This window comes from Streptomyces sp. NPDC050287 (genome assembly GCF_044459385.1).
In the GTDB taxonomy this organism is placed as follows: Bacteria; Actinomycetota; Actinomycetes; order Streptomycetales; family Streptomycetaceae; genus Streptomyces.
In genome coordinates this window covers 834,219-852,345 of the sequence record NZ_JBITIY010000002.1, presented here as the reverse complement: position 1 = coordinate 852,345, position 18,127 = coordinate 834,219, and the positions used below count along the sequence as shown (strand labels likewise).

The window sequence follows — 18,127 nt, the reverse complement described above, 5'->3', positions numbered from 1 at the left end:
CAATATGTAAGACTTTTCCGCGCCTGTCAATTTGACATCGATGCGGCCCGTCAATTCCCGGGGAACGGCCAGGGGTTGGCCCTGCAGTGGATTCCGTCGTGGTCGAGGAACTTGGTCTGCTGCTGCATGACCGGCGCGAGCTCGCCATCCTTGTCGCAGCTGACATGGCCGTTGCCGAGCCGGTGACCGACCTCATGGTTGATCAGCATCTGCCGGTACGCATAGATGTGATCACCGTACGTCGTTGATCCCCGGGCCCATCGATAGGCGTTGATCATCACGCGCTCGGTGGCCGCCGAGTCGCACGACACGTTGTCCACGGTGGTGTCCAGACCGGACTTGGCACACCAGTCGGCCGTCGTGCCCGGGCTGGCGAGCGTGATCACGAAGTCGGGCTTGCCCGAGTAGATCCGCTCGAAGGTACGGGCACCGTTGTGGGCCCAGCTCCGGTCGTCGTTGAGCGTCTTCTGGACCGCCTCCGCGAAGAGCTCGCCGTCGAGCCCGAGGCCCTGCTCCACGTCCACCCGGTAGGTGAATTTCTGCCCCTTGCCGGGCGCCTTGGCGAAGCCGGGAATCGCGTCGAACTTCCCCGAGCCCTTGAGGGTGGCGCCGAGCGCGTACGTTCGGTCCATCTTCTGTTGGTACGTCAGCGGCGCCGCGGCCGCTCCGGAGGGCACCGGCCGCTCACCGACCCGCGAGGCGGAGTCGCGGTCGTCCCGCGCCTGGTCGGTGGCGGACCGGGACCGGACATCGCCGCCGTCCCGACCGTCGGCGACCTGGCCGGCCACGACGATCGCCAGCACGGTGACGACCGCGGCGGCCACGATCCCGGTGAACGTCCGCCCCTTGCCGCCCTTGGGCTCCGCGGGCTCGCCCGTGGGGGCGGCGTCGTCGTCATCGCCACCGCCGACGCCCGCCGCGTCGGGCCACACGGTGACCGCGTCGTACGGTTCGGAGGCGTGCACGACGGTCTGCGTGCCGGTCGCGAAGGCCGTCCGAGACCCAGGAGCGGCCGGAGGCCCGGCGACAGGCGTACGGGGCCCGGAGACGGGCCTACGGAGCCCTCCGGCAGGCGTGGGCGGCCCTGCGGCGGGCGTACGCGACACGAAGACGTCCTCGTCCGCGTCCGCCTCGAAGGCGTCCAGATAGTCCTGCCGCGGTCCTGAACCGGCCTGCACCGGGGGCCGCTGACGCGGTATCACGGGCCCGCGCCCGCCGCGCCCGGCACCGGGCCGCCCGCTCGGCTCGCCCCAGCCACCGCCGTTTTCCCGCTGCTCGGGATGCCCCCCACGAACCTGGGGGACCCCGTGTGCGGGAGTGCCGTCGGCAAACCTGGGGATCCCATGGGCGGGCGTGCCATCGGGGTAACGCGGCATCTCGCGCGCGGGCGTTCCGTCCGGAAGGCGCTGCGTCCCGCGCGCGGGCGTCCCGTCGGCCGCCCTCGGGCCCCCTCGCGGGGGCGTCCCGTACCCGGGCGGCGGAACCTGAGTCCGGCTCCGGCCGCCCGTCACATCCGAGTTGTTGTCGCCGCTGTCGCCCTTGGGAGCGGTCTTGGGGGCAGGTCCACGTCGACTGTGGCGTCCCACGCCGTGCCTCAGCTCCCCGCGCCAGTGGTACTCGATGTACTCGACGGACTCGACATCCCGGCGCCCCTGACAGAGGCACCCGCCCCACGACCATAGCCGTCGAAGTCGCCACCCCCGTAGCCGGAGGCGTCCGTCTCCGCGAAAAGGTCACGGACCGCCGCCGCCACCGTCTGCGGGTACTCCATCATCGCCACGTGCCCCGCCTCGGGCAGGGTGAGCAGGCGGGAGTCGCGGAAGGCGCGGGCCGCCTTCTGGGCCATACGGAAGCCGACGAGCTGGTCGCGGCCGCCGTAGACGAGGAGTGTCGGGGCGAGGACGCGTTCGGCCTGGCGCCACAGCGCGTGCTGGCCACCCAGGGTGTACGCGTTCACGATCCCGCGCGCGGAGCGCGTCATCGCGTCCCAGAAGTACGGCAGTTGCAGCCGCCGCTCCATCTCCTCGACCGCGTTCCTGAACCCGTCGGGCGTCACCCGCCCGGGGTCGCCGTAACACAGCGCGGTGACCCCGCGGACGCGCTGCTCCGCCGTCCATTCCTTGGTGAACCGGGTGAACAGCGCGGCCACACCGGGCACCGCGAGCAGTGCCGTCGGCACGGCGGTGCGCTGGACGCGAATCTCCGGCAGGGCGGGCGAGACGAGCGTGAGCGTGCGGACGAGGTCGGGCCGCACCGCGGCCACCCGCGTGGCGACCGCGCCGCCGAGGGAGTTGCCGAAGAGATGCACGGGACCACGCCCGGACGCGTCGAGATAGCGGATGACCGCGCGCGCGTGCCCGCTGACCGAGTAGTCGCCGTCGTCCGGTGGCGGGGAGTCGCCGAAGCCCGGCAGGTCGACGGCCTCGCCGTCGACATCGTGCTCCAACTGCTCCATCAGGGCCGACCAGTTCTGCGACGAACCGCCCAGCCCGTGGACGGACAGCGCGGGCGGCAGACCCTCGCGCGCGGGCGGCCTCGACCGGACCGTCAGTGTGATCCCCGGCAGCCCCACCGACCTCAGCCGCTCACCCTCCGCGACCCTGACGGGCGCCACCTTGGGGAGCACGTTGGCGGGCGGCACGAACGGCAGCTCGGTCGAAGACATGCGCCAATGTTACGAGACGATCACGCTCTGGTTCATGTGTTCGCCGTCACAGACAGGTGTCCGGATCGATGGCGTACAGATCGCGTGTCTCCTAGGCTCGTACGCAGGGCACCCGGATGTGGCCCCCTGTTGCACTCAGGGATGTTCTAGGAAGGGAGCCCCTCATGACCGTCGACCCCACCGACCCCGAGACGTTCGTGGACGAGACCGCCGAGGCCGCCGAGAGCGCCGAGAGCGCCGAGACCACGGAATTCGACGTCGAGGCCCCCGAGGCGGACGCGGCCGAGCAGCACACCGAGGTCAAGCCGGACCGCGACGACCCGCTGACCGGCGTCGACCCGGACCGCGCCAGCGAGGCCGATCTCATCGAACAGGCCCGGATCGTCTCCCTGGACGAGGACGACTACCGGTGACGGAACCCGTGACAGAACCGGTGACACAACCGGCGGCGCACGGGAAAGACCGCCGCTGAACAGGAGTGGTGCGCGCTGATGCCCGGCAGATCCCGTCTTGAAACCTTTTGTGCCGCTACGACCACCGTCCGGTCCGTGAAATTCTGCGCTCACACCGCGCACACCACGGTTACCGAAAAGTACGATGGCCGCGCGGCGCACACCGCGAGTGGACGACATTGGGAGGCGGCGTGACAGCCATCGAGCAGACAGAGGCAGCACGCCCGCGGGGCACGCGCCTGCCGCGCCGTGCCCGACGGAACCAGTTGCTGGGCGCCGCCCAGGAGGTCTTCGTGGCGCAGGGCTACCACGCCGCCGCCATGGACGACATCGCCGAGCGCGCCGGGGTCAGCAAGCCGGTGCTCTACCAGCACTTCCCGGGCAAGCTCGACCTGTACCTGGCGCTGCTGGACCAGCACTGCGAGTCCCTGATCCAGTCCGTACGCAACGCGCTCGCGTCGACGAGCGACAACAAGCAGCGCGTCCGGGCGACCATGGACGCCTACTTCGCGTACGTGGAGGACGACGGCGGCGCCTTCCGGCTGGTTTTCGAGTCGGACCTGACGAACGAGCCCGCGGTGCGCGAACGCGTCGACAAGGTCACGAACGAGTGCGCGGAGGCGATCTGCGACGTGATCGCCGAGGACACCGGCCTCTCGCGCGCGGAGTCGATGCTGCTCGCCTCCGGTCTGGGCGGCCTCGCGCAGGTGGTGGCCCGCTCCTGGCTGCACAGCGACCGCAGCGTGCCGCGCGACCAGTCGGTGCAGTTGTTGACGTCCCTTGCCTGGCGGGGCATCGCGGGCTTCCCGCTGCACGGCACCGACCACCACTGAGTCCGCCGGGGCCCCACTGAACACGTGCACCCGCGCGTGCGCTCGCCCCGCACGCGCGGGTGGGCGGCGCGTGCACTCGCCCCGCCCGCGCGCCTGCGGGGCGTTTGTTCCCGCCCGATGTTCGCTCCTGGCGTTCTTGGGCGGAGCGTGCACGTCCCCTCACCGGGCTAATGTGTGCTGGTACGGCGCGGAAGGTCGCGCACTTACTGACCGTCGGAGGGAACAAAGCCGTGGAGGTCAAGATCGGCGTGCAGCACGCGCCCCGCGAGATCGTTCTGGAGAGCGGTCAGAGTGCCGAGGAGGTCGAGCGGGCGGTGTCCGAGGCGCTGGCGGGCAAGTCTCAGCTGCTGAGCCTCGTGGACGAGCACGGCCGCAAGGTCCTCGTGCCGGCCGACCGTCTCGCCTACGTCGAACTGGGTGAGCCGGCCCCCCGCAAGGTGGGCTTCGGCGCGCTGTAGTCATACGCGAGTCACGCGCGCACTCCGCGCGACGGGAGGGGCCCGGCGGCCACGTGGCGCCGGGCCCCTCCCGTTTTGTCTCCGCCACATACGGACACCCGTGCGGGGCACATGTACGGCGCACAGGTCGCACACAGAGCAGGATTGCATTCCGCAGGTCACGGGTATGACGGGCTACGACCGCGAAGCACAGTGTGGCCGTGTGGGAGGGACCCCATGATGTTGTTCGAAGCGCTCGGCTCCGCTCTGCTCGGTCTCGTGCTGGCCGGGGTGGCGATCCACCGGCTGTCCGAACGTCTGCCGGCCCGTTCCCTGGTCCTCGCGACCGGTGTCGCCGGTGCGCTGATCGGCGCGTTCGTCACGCACAGCGCGCTGGACGCCGGGGGCGTTCTGGTGACCCTGGTCGGCGCGGTGGTCGTCTCCGCGGCCTCGCTCTCGCTGCTGCTGCGCCCCGCGGGAAGACTCCGCCGCCGGTCGGCGACCGCCTGATCCACCGCCGATCGCGGCACCTGAGGCGAGGAACGACCAAGTAGCCAGGCCTCGTTGACCGGCCGGCCGGTACGCCGCGGCGTGGTTGAACGGTAGGCCGCGGCGTCGCCGAACGGCCTCCAGGGCCTGTCCGGCGGATCAGGCCGGCTGCAGGCAACGGTGACTGATCGGCACAGATGGGCGTGCCAGGCCCCGCGACGCCGGCATGATCCGCCGGACAGGTCCTAGGCCGCGAGTCCCAGTGCCGCCATCCGCTTGGTGTGCGCCTCGGTGATGCGGGAGAACATGCGGCCCACCTCGGCGAGGTCGAAGCCGTCCGCGACACCGCCCACGAGCATCGTCGACAGGGCGTCCCGGTCGGCGACCACCCGCTGGGACTGCGAGAGCGCCTCGCCCATCAGCCGTCGCGCCCACAGGGCGAGCCGTCCGCCGACGCGCGGCTCGGCGTCGATCGCCGCGCGCACCTTCTCCACCGCGAAGCCGGCGTGCCCGGTGTCGTCGAGGACGGCCAGGACGAGTTCGCGGGTGTCCGCGTCGAGGCGGGCGGCGACCTCGCGGTAGAAGTCGCTGGCGATCGAGTCGCCGACGTACGCCTTGACCAGGCCCTCCAGCCAGTCCGAGGGCGCCGTCTGCCTGTGGAAGCCGTCCAGCGCCGCGACGAACGGTTCCATGGCCAGCGTCGGCTCCTCGCCGATCTCGGTGAGCCGGTCCTTCAGCTTCTCGTAGTGGTGGAACTCGGCCGACGCCATCTTCGCGAGCTCCGCCTTGTCCGCCAGCGTCGGTGCCAGCTTGGCGTCCTCCGCGAGCCGTTCGAAGGCCGCCAGCTCTCCGTACGCCAGCGCGCCGAGCAGGTCGACGACCGCCGCCCGGTAGTGCGGGTCGGCGGAGGCCCGGGCCCAGTCCTGGGCGGCGACTGCGGTGACCTTCTGAGAAGCGTCCGCGGGTGCGTCAGAGGTGTTGTCAGGCGTCGTCATGAAGCGCACAATAGCTCGCTCGTCGCGCGACGGAAGTTCCTGGTCAATCACTGTGACGACGACTACGTGACCAAATCGGCCATCGCATGTGCGCGATTCCGGGGTATGGTGGTAATGCGCCCGGTGAGGACTTTGACGTATCTCGACGGGCCGCACGAATGAGGATGCCCGGTCGGTGGCCCGATCGGCTCCGACCCGACAGCCCTCCTCGTCCGTACGGCACGCTGCGTACGGAATCCGGAGGGGGACCCTCAGCGGTACGAGCGCTAGAGCGTCGGCAGTGGTCCCGTGCCATACGGCCAGCCCGTAAGGCAGTCGACGTCCCCAGCACGGTCCCAGACGACCCCCGCGCTCGCCTCGCACCGCCCACACAGAAGAGGCAGCACCCTGACTACGTTCCGAGAGCTCGGGATCCTTCCCGAGACCGCCGAGGCCCTCGAAGCCGTCGGCATCACCAGTCCCTTCCCCATCCAGGAGATGACCCTCCCCGTCGCCCTGACCGGCACGGACGTCATCGGACAGGCCAAGACGGGTACGGGCAAGACGCTGGGCTTCGGCCTTCCGCTCCTCGAGCGCGTCACCGTTCCCGCCGACGTGGAGGCCGGACGCGCCAAGCCCGAGGCGCTCACCGACGCCCCGCAGGCGCTCGTCGTCGTCCCCACCCGCGAGCTGTGCACGCAGGTCACCAACGACCTGCTGACCGCGGGCAAGGTGCGCAACGTACGCGTTCTCGCCATCTACGGCGGCCGGGCCTACGAGCCGCAGGTCGAGGCCCTCAAGCAGGGCGTCGACGTCGTCGTCGGCACTCCGGGCCGGCTGCTGGACCTCGCGGGCCAGAAGAAGCTCAACCTGAAGCACATCAAGTCGCTCGTCCTCGACGAGGCCGACGAGATGCTCGACCTGGGCTTCCTGCCCGACGTCGAGAAGATCATCAACATGCTGCCGGCCCGCCGCCAGACGATGCTGTTCTCGGCGACCATGCCGGGCGCGGTCATCGGTCTCGCGCGCCGCTACATGTCGCAGCCCACGCACATCCGTGCCACCGCGCCGGACGACGAGGGCCAGACGGTGCGCAACACCGCGCAGTTCGTCTACCGCGCGCACAACATGGACAAGCCCGAGATGGTCGCCCGCATACTGCAGGCCGACGGCCGGGGACTGGTCATGGTCTTCTGCCGTACCAAGCGGACGGCGGCCGACCTGGCCGACCAGCTCCAGCAGCGCGGTTTCGCCTCCGGCGCGGTCCACGGCGACCTCGGCCAGGGCGCGCGTGAGCAGGCGCTGCGGGCCTTCCGCAACGGCAAGGTGGACGTGCTCGTCTGCACCGACGTCGCCGCTCGCGGTATCGACGTCGAGGGCGTGACCCACGTCATCAACTACCAGTCGCCGGAAGACGAGAAGACGTACCTGCACCGCATCGGCCGTACCGGCCGCGCGGGCGCCAAGGGCATCGCGATCACTCTCGTCGACTGGGACGACATCCCGCGCTGGCAGCTCATCAACAAGGCACTGGACCTCGGCCTGAGCGACCCGCCGGAGACGTACTCCACCTCCCCGCACCTCTTCGAGGAGCTCAGCATCCCCGCGGGCACGAAGGGTGTCCTGCCGCGGGCCGAGCGCACCCGGGCCGGGCTCGGCGCGGAGGAGCTGGAGGACCTGGGCGAGACCGGTGGCCGCGGTGCACGCGGTCGCGGTGACCGCGACCGGGGTGGTCGCGGCGGCCAGGGCGGTCGCGGCGGCCGGGACCGCCGGGACGAGACCCCGTCCGCCGACCGCGAGCGTTCTGCGCCTGCGCCGCGGCGCCGCCGCCGTACGCGCAGCGGTACGCCGCTGGACGCCACGGCGCCCTCCGGGGCGGCCGAGGCGATCGCGCCGCAGGAGAGCGCCGCGGCAACCGCCGCGGTGTCGCCGACCGAGCCGGCCTCGGCTGTTACGCCGGAGGACACGACCGCGACGAGCCGGACCCCGCGCCGTCGTCGCCGTACGCGCGGCGGGGCGCAGGCCGAGGCCGCGCCGACGGCTGCGGTCGCCGCCGAGCCGGTAGTGCCGCAGGTGGCCGCTGAGGCCGCGCAGGAGGCCGTCGCGACGGCCGAGAGTACGGCGGATGTCGTGGACTCCCCCGAGGCCCCGGCGAAGTCGCGCCGACGCCGGACCCGCAAGTCCGCGGAGTCGGCGCAGTCGCCGGTCACGCCGGCCGAGCCGGTGACCGCGGAGACGGTCACGGAGACGACGCCGGTGTCCGAGGCGCCGGTGGCGCCGGAGCCCGAGGCCCCCGCCACCAAGCCGCGCCGCCGCACCCGCAAGGCGGCGACGGCGACCACGGCCACGTCGACTGCGGCCGAGGCCGCGCTCGACACCGCCGAGGGGACGACCGAGTCCACCGCGGACGCGGACGCCACGGAGGCCAAGCCCCGTCGTCGTACACGCAAGGCCGCCGCGGCTCCGGCCGAGGCCGCGCTCGACACCGTGGAGGCGGCCGAGGCCGCGCCGCGTCGTCGTACGCGCAAGGCCGCCGAGCCGGTCGCGGCCGTCACCGCCGACATCCCGGCCCGGACGGACCAGGAGCCGGAAGCCACCGAGACCAAGCCGCGCCGGACCCGCAAGACCGCGGCGACCAAGGCGACGGCCCAGGCCGCGGTGGACACCGCCGAAGGCGCCGAGACCAAGCCCCGGCGCACCCGCAAGGCCACCGCTGCCGTGGACACCGCCGAGGGCACGGAGGCCAAGCCGCGCCGCACCCGGAAGACCGCCGCTGCCGCGGAAGCCGCCGTGGACACCGCCGAGGGCGCGGAGGCCAAGCCGCGCCGGGCGCGCAAGACCGCGGCGGCCAAGGCGACGGCGGAGGACACGGCGCAGGCGCCCGAGGCGAAGCCGCGTCGTACGCGCAAGACCGCGGCGTCGGCCGAGGCTGCCGTGGACACGGCCGAGGGCGCCGAGACGAAGCCCAAGGCGCGCCGGACCCGTAAGGCCGCCGTTCCCTCCGAGGCCGCCGCCGACATCCCGGCCCAGGCGTCGGAGACGGTCGAGGCGAAGCCGAGGGTACGACGGCCCCGCAAGGCCACGGCCGCGACGGAGCCTGCGGACAGCTGATCGCTCGCTCGACGGCCCGGTTCACCTGAGGTGAACCGGGCCGTCGCCGTCTCTCCCGCCCGGCCCCGGGCTCCGCCCCCTGGTTCCGCGGCCCATGCCCACCCGGCCGCCCGTCCCGGTCGGCCGGCACCCCGCCACGAGCCCGGCCCACCGATACCCTCTCCTCGTGAGCCACCGCGTCTCCTTCACCCCGCCCCCCGGCGCCCGCGCCTACCATCTGCGCACCGCACGCGGTGAGTTCGCAGTCGTGGACTCGCCCGTGGCCGACGGTGGCGAGGGGCTCGATGGCGCCGAGGAGAAGGGGACCGTGCTGATGCTGCCCGGGTTCACCGGCAGCAAGGAGGACTTCACGCTGTTGCACGAGCCGCTCGTGGCGCGTGGGTACCGGATCGTGGCCGTGGACGGGCGGGGGCAGTTCGAGTCGGAGGGGCCCGAGGACGACGAGTCCGCCTACGCCCGCGACCAGTTGGCGAGGGACGTGCTCGCGCAGGTCGAGGCGCTCGGCACAGCCGTGCATCTGCTTGGACACTCCCTCGGCGGCCAGATCGCCCGGGCGGCCGTCCTGCACGACCGCTCCCCCTTCCGTTCGCTCACGCTCATGTCCTCCGGCCCGGCGCAGATCTCCGACTCCCAGCAGCAGCGCGTGAAGCTTCTGCGGGACGCGCTCGCCGTGATGAGCATGCCCGAGGTGTGGGAGGCCATCCAGGCCATGGGACCGCCGGAGGAGGTCGGCGGCCCCGCCGTCGGCGTCGGCGACCCGGACCAGCTGCGTCGGCGCTGGCTGGGCACCAAACCCGCCCAACTCCTCGCGACGGGACGCCAGTTGTGCACGGAACCCGACCGGGTCGCCGAACTCGCCGCCGTCCCGCTGCCGTTCCACGTGCTGTCCGGCGCCCGCGACGACACCTGGCCGGTGCCCCTCCTCGACGACATGGCCGTACGACTGGGGGCGCACCGGACGGTCGTCCCCGGCGCCGAGCACTCCCCCAACGCCGAGCAGCCCCTCCGCACGGCCCGCGCACTCGCCGACTTCTGGGACGGCGTCGGGCGCGAGAACGCCTGAGGATGTCCGAGGACGCCTGAGAAGGGCTGACGCAAGGGTCGAGAAAGGTCAGTACAGCGTGCGCAGGTGCTCCCAGAAGCCGTCCCGCAGGGAGCGGCGCAGGTCCGCCTGGCCGCGGAGCGAGTACTGCAGCAGGCCTTCCGCCTCCACCAGGAGGTCCTGGTCCACCGACCCCGGCAGGTACGGATGCCCGGGCAGCAGTTCGACGAGGGACTCGCGGCCGCGCGCCGCCAGCCACTTCGCGGCGATCTGCGCGCCCACGAAACGGACGTCATCGCGGGTGGGGCGGGCCACCGCGGCCTCGTAGGCGGGGACCGTGCGCCGGGAGACGTACGGCTTGAAGAAGTCCAGGTCGAAAGTGCGCTGGCTGTCGACCTCCCAGAGCAGCGGCTCGGCCTGGTTGCGACCCTCGGGCGCCTCGATGCCCCAGAGGTGGACGCGGGCGCCGTACCCCTGGGCCGCCTCCACCGCCGAGACCAGGTCCTCGTCGCCGCCGAGCAGGGCCGCGTCGCTGATGGCGCGGTGCCGGGCGAGGGACTCCAGGTCGGAGCGGATGAGCGAGTCGACGCCCTTCTGCTGGTTGTTGGCGTTCAGGTTGCCCAACCGGACTTTCACGTCCGGGAGTTCGGCGATCGACTGCTGTTCGGCGGTGTGGATGCGGCGTCTCGCGCCGTCGTACCAGTAGACCCTGAGCAGGCGGCTGTCCGCGAAGATGGTGCGGGCCCGGTCGATGAGCGCCTCGATCAGGCCCTCGGTGTCGAGGTCGAAGGCACGGCGGTCCTCCGTGCCGGTGACGAGGCGTCCCGCGGCGGCGTACAGGTATCCCGCGTCGACGAAGATGGCGTGCGTCGAGGGCGTCTTCGCCACCTCGGCGAGCATGCGCTGGAGCAGCTCGTTGGTGCGGTCGATGCGGGCGCTGAGGGCCGCGAGGTCGTCGTTCATCGTCTCCCATTGTCCCGGCGGTCACGCTGCGAACACAACCGGTCCCGGTCGGTCTCCTGACGGTCCCTTCCACACCGCTTACCAGTCAGTAATTAGCCGTTCGAAAAATTTCCTTAGCGTAGGGAATGCTTGTAACAACCATCGCGTTGACTACTCATGGAACAGGGGGCACCGACGCTCCGTGGGCCACCACCCACCAAGTAGTTCTCCTCAGGAGGATGACCAGACGAAGGGAGAAGCCGATGCGCTTCGAAATCATGCGACTCGACGATGTCGACGGTACGCCCGTGGACAGCACCGTCGTGGACGCCGCCTCCGTCAACCGTATCGTTCAGCAGGCTGCCGCGATCGGGCAGCGGCTGTGGATCCGCCCGGCCGAGACCTCGGCCTCGTAATCCAGGATCTCTCTACAGGTTTCAGAGCCCCCGCCCGGCACCGATGCCGGCGGGGGCTCTGCACGTTCCGCCAGGGCTCAGCCGCCCTGGACCGCCCGCACCGGGTCAGCCGCCCCGGACCACCTGCGTGACCCCGTTGATGATCTGCTGCACGGCGATCGCCGAGAGCATCATGCCCGCGAGCCGCGTCACCAGGACCACGCCGCCGTCCTTGATGACCCGGATGATCAGCAGTGAGTACCGCATCACCAGCCACAGCACCACATGGATGGCGAGGATCGCCGTCCACACCGACAGCTGGGTGGCGACCCCGCCGGCCTTCTGCACCGCCAGGATCACCGACACGATGGCGCCCGGCCCCGCCAGCAGCGGCATGCCCAGCGGTACGAGCGCCACGTTGACGTCCTTGGTCTGCTTCGGCTCGTCCGTCTTGCCGGTGAGCAGGTCCAGGGCGATCAGCAGGAGCAGCAGTCCGCCCGCGATCATCAGCGCGGGTACGGAGACATGCAGGTAGGCGAGGATCTGATGCCCGAGGAGCCCGAAGACGGTGATCACACCGCCGGCCACGCAGACGGCCTGGAACGCCATCCGCTTCTGCACCTTGGCGGGGCGCCCGGCGGTCAGCGCGAGGAAGATCGGGGTGATCCCGGGGGGATCCATGATGACGAAGAGGGTCAGGAACAGGGAGCCGAAGACGGCGACGTCGAACATGAGGGCCTTGCGGAGAGTACGGCGGGGCGGAGGAGGGAGAGTTGCGGAACGCGCTGAAGCCGAGCGCCAGGCAGACGGGCCTCAGACAGCCGAGCGTCAGACTCCGCCTGCCCCCGGCACCGGGAACGCCCCCGTGGCACGCCGCGTGATCTCCCCGTAGACCTCGGGGTCGGTGGTGTTCGCGCCGAGCGAGACGGTCTTGCGGCTGCCGTGGTAGTCCGAGGAGCCCGTGACCAGCAGCCCCAAGTCCCCGGCCAGTCCTCGCAGCCGCGCCCGCGTGTCCGCGTCGTGGTCCGTGTGGTCGACCTCGATGCCGTCCAGCCCGGCCGCCGCCATCTCGGCGATCGCGGACTCCGGCACCGTGCGTCCCCGCTTGGCGGCCGCCGGGTGCGCGAACACCGCGACCCCGCCGGCGCCCTTGATCAGCCGGATCGCGTCGAAGGGGTCGGTCTCGTGCTTCTCCACGAAGACCCGGCCGCCGTCGGCCAGCCAGTGAGGGGTGAAGGCGTCGTCCACGGTCGGTACGACCCCGAGCTCGACCAGCGCGGTCGCCACATGCGGTCGCCCCACTGAACCGTCACCCGCGATCCGCGCCACCTGCTCCCAGGTCACCGGCACACCCAGCTCCTGAAGCCGGGCGACCATGCCCTGCGCCCGCGGCACCCGGTCGTCCCGCACCAGCTCACGCTCGGCGAGCAGCGCCGGCTCCTCCGGGTCGAACAGGTACGCCAGCATGTGCATGCTGATCCCGTCGATACGGCAGGACAGCTCGGCCCCGGTGACCAGGGTGAGCCCCTCCGGCAGCGCGCCGATCGCCTCGGCGTACCCCCGCGTGGTGTCGTGGTCGGTCAGCGCGACGACGTCCAGACCGGCCGCGGCGGCGTTGCGCATCAGCTCGGCGGGGCTGTCCGTACCGTCGGAGGCGGTGGAGTGGCAGTGCAGATCGATGCGCACGGCGCGGACTCCAGGCGGTCGACGGGTGGAAGCGGACGCTCAAGGATAACCAGACTTTTCGACTCCGCCGTCACACCCGCAACAGCCGAGAGCCCCCTACGGACACCGGCCCGCTCAGCAGGCATTACCGCCCCAGCAACCGCGGCGACAGCGCCGGCCCACCTCGCAGGCCCCTACGGCCCCAGCGACCGTGGCGACAGTGTTGGCGCACCTCCGCAGCCCCTACGGCCCGAGCAACCGCGGCGACAGCGCCCCGCACGGAACCAGGTCCACCTCGGCCCCCGCGTCCCGCAGGTCCGTCAGCACCAGTTCGTCGTACATCAGCAGCCCCGACTGCTCGGGCCACACCACCGCCCACAGCCACAGCCCCAGCGCCTCCCCCGCGAAGACCGCGCGATCGCCGGGCGCACCGGCGACGAGCCACAGTGGAGTCGGCCGGCCGGCGGCCAGCACCTTGGCCTGCGGGGGTTTCTCCACGTCCATGTACGGCCCGGGGTCCGGCCCGTCGATGCCCGCGTACCGCGCGCCGAGGCCGACGCCGAGTTCCTCGGCCACCAGGATCAGTTCGCCCACGCCGCCGAGTGGTGCGGGGCCGGTGCAGGCCACCGCTGTCGCCCGGCCGCCGCTGCGGTCGTCACCCGCGCAGGCCACGCCCGTGAACAGCCAGCCGACCGGCAGGGGCCACGGCATCCACACCGGTACCTGCGTGCGGTGCACCACGACCTGGAGGGCCTCGACGCTGGGCGGGATCACGGGCTGCACCGGATGCACGGAGCCGTGCGCATCGCACTGCCAGGTATCGGCGAAGAGTCCGGGAGCCCTGACCCGGCCACCACACTTCGGGCAACTGGGTTCGCCCCTCATAGCGCCCCACGGTCCTACCCCTGCCCCGCCACGTCAAGGGACGATCACCCGTCCGGAGGGAAGCCGTTCACAAGCCGTTCGCCAGGGAGAACTAGATGTAACTTGCATTATTTAGCAGACCTAACTTAGTATGTGCATATACCAACTACCTTCGTCGGGATGGGAGAACGTGATGGGAGCCAGCCAGGACCCCTTCGACGCGGGAGCGGGCAGCATCCTGCGGCAGCCCAAGGCGGTGTGGGCGACCGCCGGGGCGTCCGTCGTCGCCTTCATGGGCATCGGGCTCGTCGACCCGATCCTGCCGTCCATCGCCTCCGGCCTGCACGCCACCGCCAGCCAGGTCTCCCTGCTGTTCACCTCGTACTTCCTGATCACCGCGATCGCGATGCTGGTCACCGGCTTCGTCTCCAGCCGCGTCGGCGGCAAGAAGACCCTGCTGCTCGGCCTCGCACTGGTCGTGGTCTTCGCGGGCCTGTCCGGAACCTCCGGAACCGTCGGTGAACTCGTCGGCTTCCGGGCCGGCTGGGGCCTCGGCAACGCACTGTTCGTCTCGACGGCCCTCGCGGTCATCGTCGGCGCGGCAGCCGGGGGCAGCTCGGCGGCGATCCTGCTGTACGAGTCCGCCCTCGGCCTCGGCATGGCGTGCGGACCGCTGCTGGGCGCACTGCTCGGTGACGCCAGCTGGCGCTACCCCTTCTTCGGTACCGCGTTCCTGATGGCGGTCGGCTTCCTGTGCATCACGGCGTTCCTGAAGGAGCAGCCGAAGCCGGCGCGCAAGACCTCGCTGCTCGACCCCGTCAGGGCACTCGGCCACGGCGGGCTCGCCTCCGCCGCCGTCTCGGCCTTCTTCTACAACTACACGTTCTTCACCGTGCTGGCCTTCACCCCGTTCGTGCTGAACATGACCCCGTACAAGTCGGGAGCCGTGTTCTTCGCCTGGGGTGTGCTGCTCGCCGTCTTCTCGGTGATCGTGGCACCGCGCATGCAGGAGCGGTTCGGTTCGCTGAAGGTGCTCGGCGGCTCACTGGTGCTGCTCGCCATCGACGTGCTCGTCCTCGGCTACGGCGACCACACCACGGCCATCGTCTGCACGATCCTGTCCGGTGCCTTCATCGGCGTGAACAACACCGTGTACACGGAGCTGGCGCTGGGCGTGTCGGACGCGCCGCGTCCGGTGGCGAGCGCCGGTTACAACTTCGTACGGTGGTTCGCCGCGGCGGCCGCGCCCTACTTCGCGCCGAAGATCGAGGAGTGGACCGACATCCACATCCCGTTCGTGGTCGCGGCGGTCACCGCCGCCGTGGGCGCGCTCGTGGTCCTCGTACGACGGAACGCGCTCACGCACGACGCTGCGGAACTGCAGCCGAAGCACGCGACCGAGGACGGCGTCAGCGTCTTCGCCGAGCAGGCCAACTGACGCTTCGTCGCCGAGCAGGCCAACTGACGTTTTCGAGCCACCGGTTGGTGAGATCGGTCACCCGATCGCCTCACCCGGTCTCACTCCAGCGGGACGGACTTCCGGGAGGGATCCCTGAGGTCCGTCCCGCTCGTCAGCCAGCGCTCCTGGAGAGCCTGGGCGCCGTGCACCCGCTTCCAGGCGGCCTCGTTCGGGGTCATGGGGAGCAGCGGCAGGAACCGTACGGGGTCGAGGGGCTCGTCGAGTTCCAGGTCCTCGACCAGACCGCCGGGCTCGGCGACCAGCACCGAGGTGAACGGGGCGCCGGGCCACAGCGGCTCACCGACGTCGAGGGAGGCGCCGGGCGCCACGATCACGCCCTCCACCTGCGGGGACGCGGCGAGCACGGCGAGCGGGCGGAGCACCTTGCCGGTGTCGGCCGGCCCGGAGCGGACCGAGAGGACCAGCTCGGCGCGCGGGCCCTTCACCGGGTCGGCGAGCACGGCCGAGGGGTCGCTCATCGGCTGCGCGGACATGCCGAGCGTGGCGTAGCGGACGATGTCGCCCTCATGGAAACGCAGCACCTCGATGCGGTCCGTGCCCAGGAACGTGACCGCCGCGCGCGCGTCCGGTTCGCCCAGCGCGGTGCGCAACCGGGCCTCGACCAGAGGAAGAACATCAGCCATGCGGCGAGCATAGAACTCGTCACCACGGGGCAAAGCAGCGCCTTGACAGTTCGGTCGGCTGGTACTCTGGCCCGGTGGTTCGGGGCAGCACGCAGAAGCGTCGCAGTCAAGCCCCGACGCCGATGAATCTCCCTTACGAGGGACCGGCCGGAGGAGGTGGGGCTGCAATGGACCGAAGTCGACCGTGCAGTAGCACCCGCTCTTCCCGCCGCTGATGTAGCTGCTCCGGCTCTGGCTGACTGCCACCTCTCGCACTCACTGCACCGCGGAAGAGCGCTTCGTTTCGTTTTACCTGATCTGTCTGATCTGCCTGCCTGAATCAGTGCCTGTATCAGTAGCGAAGCTCGCCACCGCGACGGTGCGGTGCTCCCCGCTTTGTGGACGTGCCAAACATCCCCTGCCGTGAAGGGCGGGAGACCCCTTGTCAGGACGTCCCCATTCCGGGTAGTTCCACCCGTCGCCGGCGGCCTTTCGTTGCCTGTCACGAAGGAGCCAGCCATGTCGATGATCCGTGACCTGCGTGCCGTCGTCCGCCCGTCCCGTGTCTCCCTGCGCAAGGACACCGGCCTCTACGACACCACCCGCGACCCCTCGACGCCCTCCTGCGTCGTCGACTGCGCCGTCTACCGCGACGGCACCCGCGTCCCGCAGGACACGCCTCTGACCCCGCACGAGGCGATGCGTGGGGTGCGCCGCGACGGCGGCTTCGTGTGGATCGGGCTGCACGAGCCGACGGAGGCCGAATTCTCCGGCATCGCCAGCGAGTTCGGGCTGCACCCGCTGGCCGTGGAGGACGCCGTACAGGCCCACCAGCGGCCCAAGCTGGAGCGGTACGACGACTCCCTGTTCACCGTCTTCAAGACCATCCACTACGTCGAACACGACCAGCTCACCGCCAACAGCGAGGTCGTCGAGACCGGCGAGGTCATGTGCTTCACCGGACTGGACTTCTTCATCACCGTCCGGCACGGCGGCCAGGGCTCGCTCAGGGCGCTGCGGCACCGCCTCCAGGACGACCCCGAACTGCTCGCCAAGGGCCCCTCGGCGGTGCTGCACGCGATCGCCGACCACGTCGTCGACGGCTACATCGCGGTCGCCGACGCGGTGCAGGACGACATCGACGAGGTGGAGACCGAGGTGTTCTCGCCGGGCCGCCGGGGCGGGGTCTCGCGCGGTGTGGACTCGGCGCGGATCTACCAACTCAAGCGTGAGGTCCTGGAGTTCAAGCGGGCCGTGTCGCCGCTGCTGCGGCCCATGCAACTGCTGAGCGAGCGGCCGATGCGGCTGATCGACCCCGACATCCAGAAGTACTTCCGGGACGTCGCCGACCACCTCGCCCGCGTCCAGGAGCAGGTCATCGGCTTCGACGAGCTGCTCAACTCGATCCTCCAGGCCAACCTCGCCCAGGCGTCCGTCGCGCAGAACGAGGACATGCGGAAGATCACCTCATGGGCCGCGATCATCGCCGTACCGACGATGGTGTGCGGGGTGTACGGCATGAACTTCGACCACATGCCGGAGCTGCACTGGCGGTACGGCTACCCCGTGATCATGTCGGTCACGGTGGCCCTCTGTGTGGGCATCCACCGCACGCTCAAGCGCAACGGCTGGCTCTGAAGGCGCCTGGTTAGGCTGAGCCCATGACAAGTGAGCTGCTCGACCAGGCCCTCGTCGAGGAGGCCACGAAGAAGTCCGGCCTCGTCTGGGTCAGGGGCCCCGGCTCCCCGGCGCGCGCCCTGTGGCACGTCTGGCACGAGGGGGCGGCGTGTCTGGTCGGGGACGGGCCCGGCGAGCAGCCGCTGCCGGGGCTGGTCGACGGGTCCGGGGCCGAGGTCACGGTCCGCAGCAAGGACAAGGGCGGCCGACTGGTCTCGTGGACGGCGAAGGTCGTGGAGCTGGCGCCCGGTTCCCCCGCGTGGGAGACGACGGTCGCCGAGCTGAAGGGCAAGCGCCTGAACGCGCCGGACGGCGAGGCGATGCCGGAGCGCTGGGCCCGCGAATGCCGGGTGCTGCGCCTGGAGCCGACCGGTGAGACGGCGGCGCTGCCGGACGGTGACCTGGCCGAGGCCCCGTTGCCGACCCCGGCGACGACCCGCCGACCCATCCCGGCGGGGCTGCCGCGGCTGCTGCTGAAGCGGCGCAAGCGCCGGTAACG

At 71.2% G+C, this 18,127-nt stretch carries 18 protein-coding genes; 10 read left to right on the top strand and 8 right to left on the bottom strand.

What is annotated here, in order from left to right; translation table 11 throughout:
* Positions 1 to 50: 50 nt before the first annotated feature.
* Positions 51 to 1,586, bottom strand: coding sequence for a DUF3152 domain-containing protein (locus tag ACIBK3_RS09235; RefSeq protein ID WP_399363465.1), 1,536 nt, complete (start codon positions 1,584 to 1,586; stop codon positions 51 to 53).
* A gap of 8 nt (positions 1,587 to 1,594) precedes the next feature.
* Positions 1,595 to 2,665 (bottom strand): alpha/beta fold hydrolase, encoded by a 1,071-nt coding sequence (locus ACIBK3_RS09230; protein WP_399363463.1) that lies wholly within the window; start codon positions 2,663 to 2,665, stop codon positions 1,595 to 1,597.
* Between the two features lie 164 nt (positions 2,666 to 2,829).
* On the opposite strand from ACIBK3_RS09230, the gene ACIBK3_RS09225 reads away from it, so the two are divergent.
* The 4 genes from ACIBK3_RS09225 (at position 2,830) to ACIBK3_RS09210 (ending at position 4,897) form a co-directional block, all read left to right on the top strand.
* Positions 2,830 to 3,078: a hypothetical protein gene (locus ACIBK3_RS09225; RefSeq protein ID WP_399363461.1), complete on the top strand. Its 249-nt coding sequence runs from the start codon at positions 2,830 to 2,832 to the stop codon at positions 3,076 to 3,078.
* Positions 3,079 to 3,308: 230 nt separating this feature from the next.
* Positions 3,309 to 3,950: a TetR/AcrR family transcriptional regulator gene (locus ACIBK3_RS09220; protein WP_399363459.1), complete on the top strand. Its 642-nt coding sequence runs from the start codon at positions 3,309 to 3,311 to the stop codon at positions 3,948 to 3,950.
* Positions 3,951 to 4,180: 230 nt separating this feature from the next.
* On the top strand, positions 4,181 to 4,408 hold the full coding sequence (locus ACIBK3_RS09215) for a DUF3107 domain-containing protein (RefSeq protein ID WP_019754243.1): 228 nt from the start codon (positions 4,181 to 4,183) through the stop codon (positions 4,406 to 4,408).
* A 216-nt stretch (positions 4,409 to 4,624) separates the two neighbouring features.
* Complete coding sequence (locus tag ACIBK3_RS09210; RefSeq protein ID WP_399363458.1) at positions 4,625 to 4,897, top strand: hypothetical protein; 273 nt, start codon at positions 4,625 to 4,627, stop codon at positions 4,895 to 4,897.
* Positions 4,898 to 5,121: 224 nt separating this feature from the next.
* On the opposite strand, the gene ACIBK3_RS09205 is transcribed toward ACIBK3_RS09210, so the two are convergent.
* Positions 5,122 to 5,880 carry a ferritin-like fold-containing protein gene (locus tag ACIBK3_RS09205; protein WP_399363456.1) on the bottom strand — a complete coding sequence of 253 codons (759 nt, stop codon included), beginning with the start codon at positions 5,878 to 5,880 and terminating at the stop codon, positions 5,122 to 5,124.
* 468 nt (positions 5,881 to 6,348) lie between these two features.
* On the opposite strand from ACIBK3_RS09205, the gene ACIBK3_RS09200 reads away from it, so the two are divergent.
* The gene (locus ACIBK3_RS09200; RefSeq protein WP_399363454.1) at positions 6,349 to 8,961 is read left to right on the top strand and encodes a DEAD/DEAH box helicase; all 2,613 of its coding nucleotides are present in this window, start codon (positions 6,349 to 6,351) and stop codon (positions 8,959 to 8,961) included.
* A 166-nt stretch (positions 8,962 to 9,127) separates the two neighbouring features.
* On the top strand, positions 9,128 to 10,024 hold the full coding sequence (locus ACIBK3_RS09195; protein WP_399363452.1) for an alpha/beta fold hydrolase: 897 nt from the start codon (positions 9,128 to 9,130) through the stop codon (positions 10,022 to 10,024).
* Between the two features lie 48 nt (positions 10,025 to 10,072).
* On the opposite strand, the gene ACIBK3_RS09190 is transcribed toward ACIBK3_RS09195, so the two are convergent.
* Positions 10,073 to 10,966, bottom strand: coding sequence for an NYN domain-containing protein (locus tag ACIBK3_RS09190; protein WP_399363450.1), 894 nt, complete (start codon positions 10,964 to 10,966; stop codon positions 10,073 to 10,075).
* A gap of 242 nt (positions 10,967 to 11,208) precedes the next feature.
* Between ACIBK3_RS09190 and ACIBK3_RS09185 the strand changes: the two genes are divergently transcribed.
* Complete coding sequence (locus tag ACIBK3_RS09185; RefSeq protein WP_107055985.1) at positions 11,209 to 11,361, top strand: hypothetical protein; 153 nt, start codon at positions 11,209 to 11,211, stop codon at positions 11,359 to 11,361.
* Between the two features lie 105 nt (positions 11,362 to 11,466).
* Here the strand turns inward: ACIBK3_RS09185 and ACIBK3_RS09180 are convergent, their stop codons facing one another.
* From ACIBK3_RS09180 to ACIBK3_RS09170, 3 genes are all read right to left on the bottom strand, one after another.
* Positions 11,467 to 12,072: a MarC family protein gene (locus ACIBK3_RS09180; protein WP_399363448.1), complete on the bottom strand. Its 606-nt coding sequence runs from the start codon at positions 12,070 to 12,072 to the stop codon at positions 11,467 to 11,469.
* A 96-nt stretch (positions 12,073 to 12,168) separates the two neighbouring features.
* The gene (locus tag ACIBK3_RS09175; protein WP_399363446.1) at positions 12,169 to 13,026 is read right to left on the bottom strand and encodes a PHP domain-containing protein; all 858 of its coding nucleotides are present in this window, start codon (positions 13,024 to 13,026) and stop codon (positions 12,169 to 12,171) included.
* A gap of 222 nt (positions 13,027 to 13,248) precedes the next feature.
* Positions 13,249 to 13,890, bottom strand: coding sequence for a DUF6758 family protein (locus tag ACIBK3_RS09170; protein ID WP_399363444.1), 642 nt, complete (start codon positions 13,888 to 13,890; stop codon positions 13,249 to 13,251).
* 172 nt (positions 13,891 to 14,062) lie between these two features.
* Here ACIBK3_RS09170 and ACIBK3_RS09165 point away from each other — a divergent pair, with 172 nt between their 5' ends.
* Positions 14,063 to 15,307, top strand: coding sequence for an MFS transporter (locus tag ACIBK3_RS09165; protein WP_399363442.1), 1,245 nt, complete (start codon positions 14,063 to 14,065; stop codon positions 15,305 to 15,307).
* Positions 15,308 to 15,387: 80 nt separating this feature from the next.
* Here the strand turns inward: ACIBK3_RS09165 and ACIBK3_RS09160 are convergent, their stop codons facing one another.
* Positions 15,388 to 15,972 carry a suppressor of fused domain protein gene (locus ACIBK3_RS09160; RefSeq protein ID WP_399363440.1) on the bottom strand — a complete coding sequence of 195 codons (585 nt, stop codon included), beginning with the start codon at positions 15,970 to 15,972 and terminating at the stop codon, positions 15,388 to 15,390.
* A 498-nt stretch (positions 15,973 to 16,470) separates the two neighbouring features.
* On the opposite strand from ACIBK3_RS09160, the gene ACIBK3_RS09155 reads away from it, so the two are divergent.
* Together ACIBK3_RS09155 and ACIBK3_RS09150 are read left to right on the top strand one after the other, a co-directional pair.
* Entirely contained in the window at positions 16,471 to 17,589 is a 1,119-nt protein-coding gene (locus tag ACIBK3_RS09155; protein ID WP_399363438.1) for a magnesium and cobalt transport protein CorA, read from the top strand.
* 23 nt (positions 17,590 to 17,612) lie between these two features.
* A complete protein-coding gene (locus tag ACIBK3_RS09150) occupies positions 17,613 to 18,125 on the top strand; it encodes a hypothetical protein (RefSeq protein WP_399363436.1) in 513 nt (170 codons plus the stop codon).
* Positions 18,126 to 18,127: the final 2 nt, after the last annotated feature.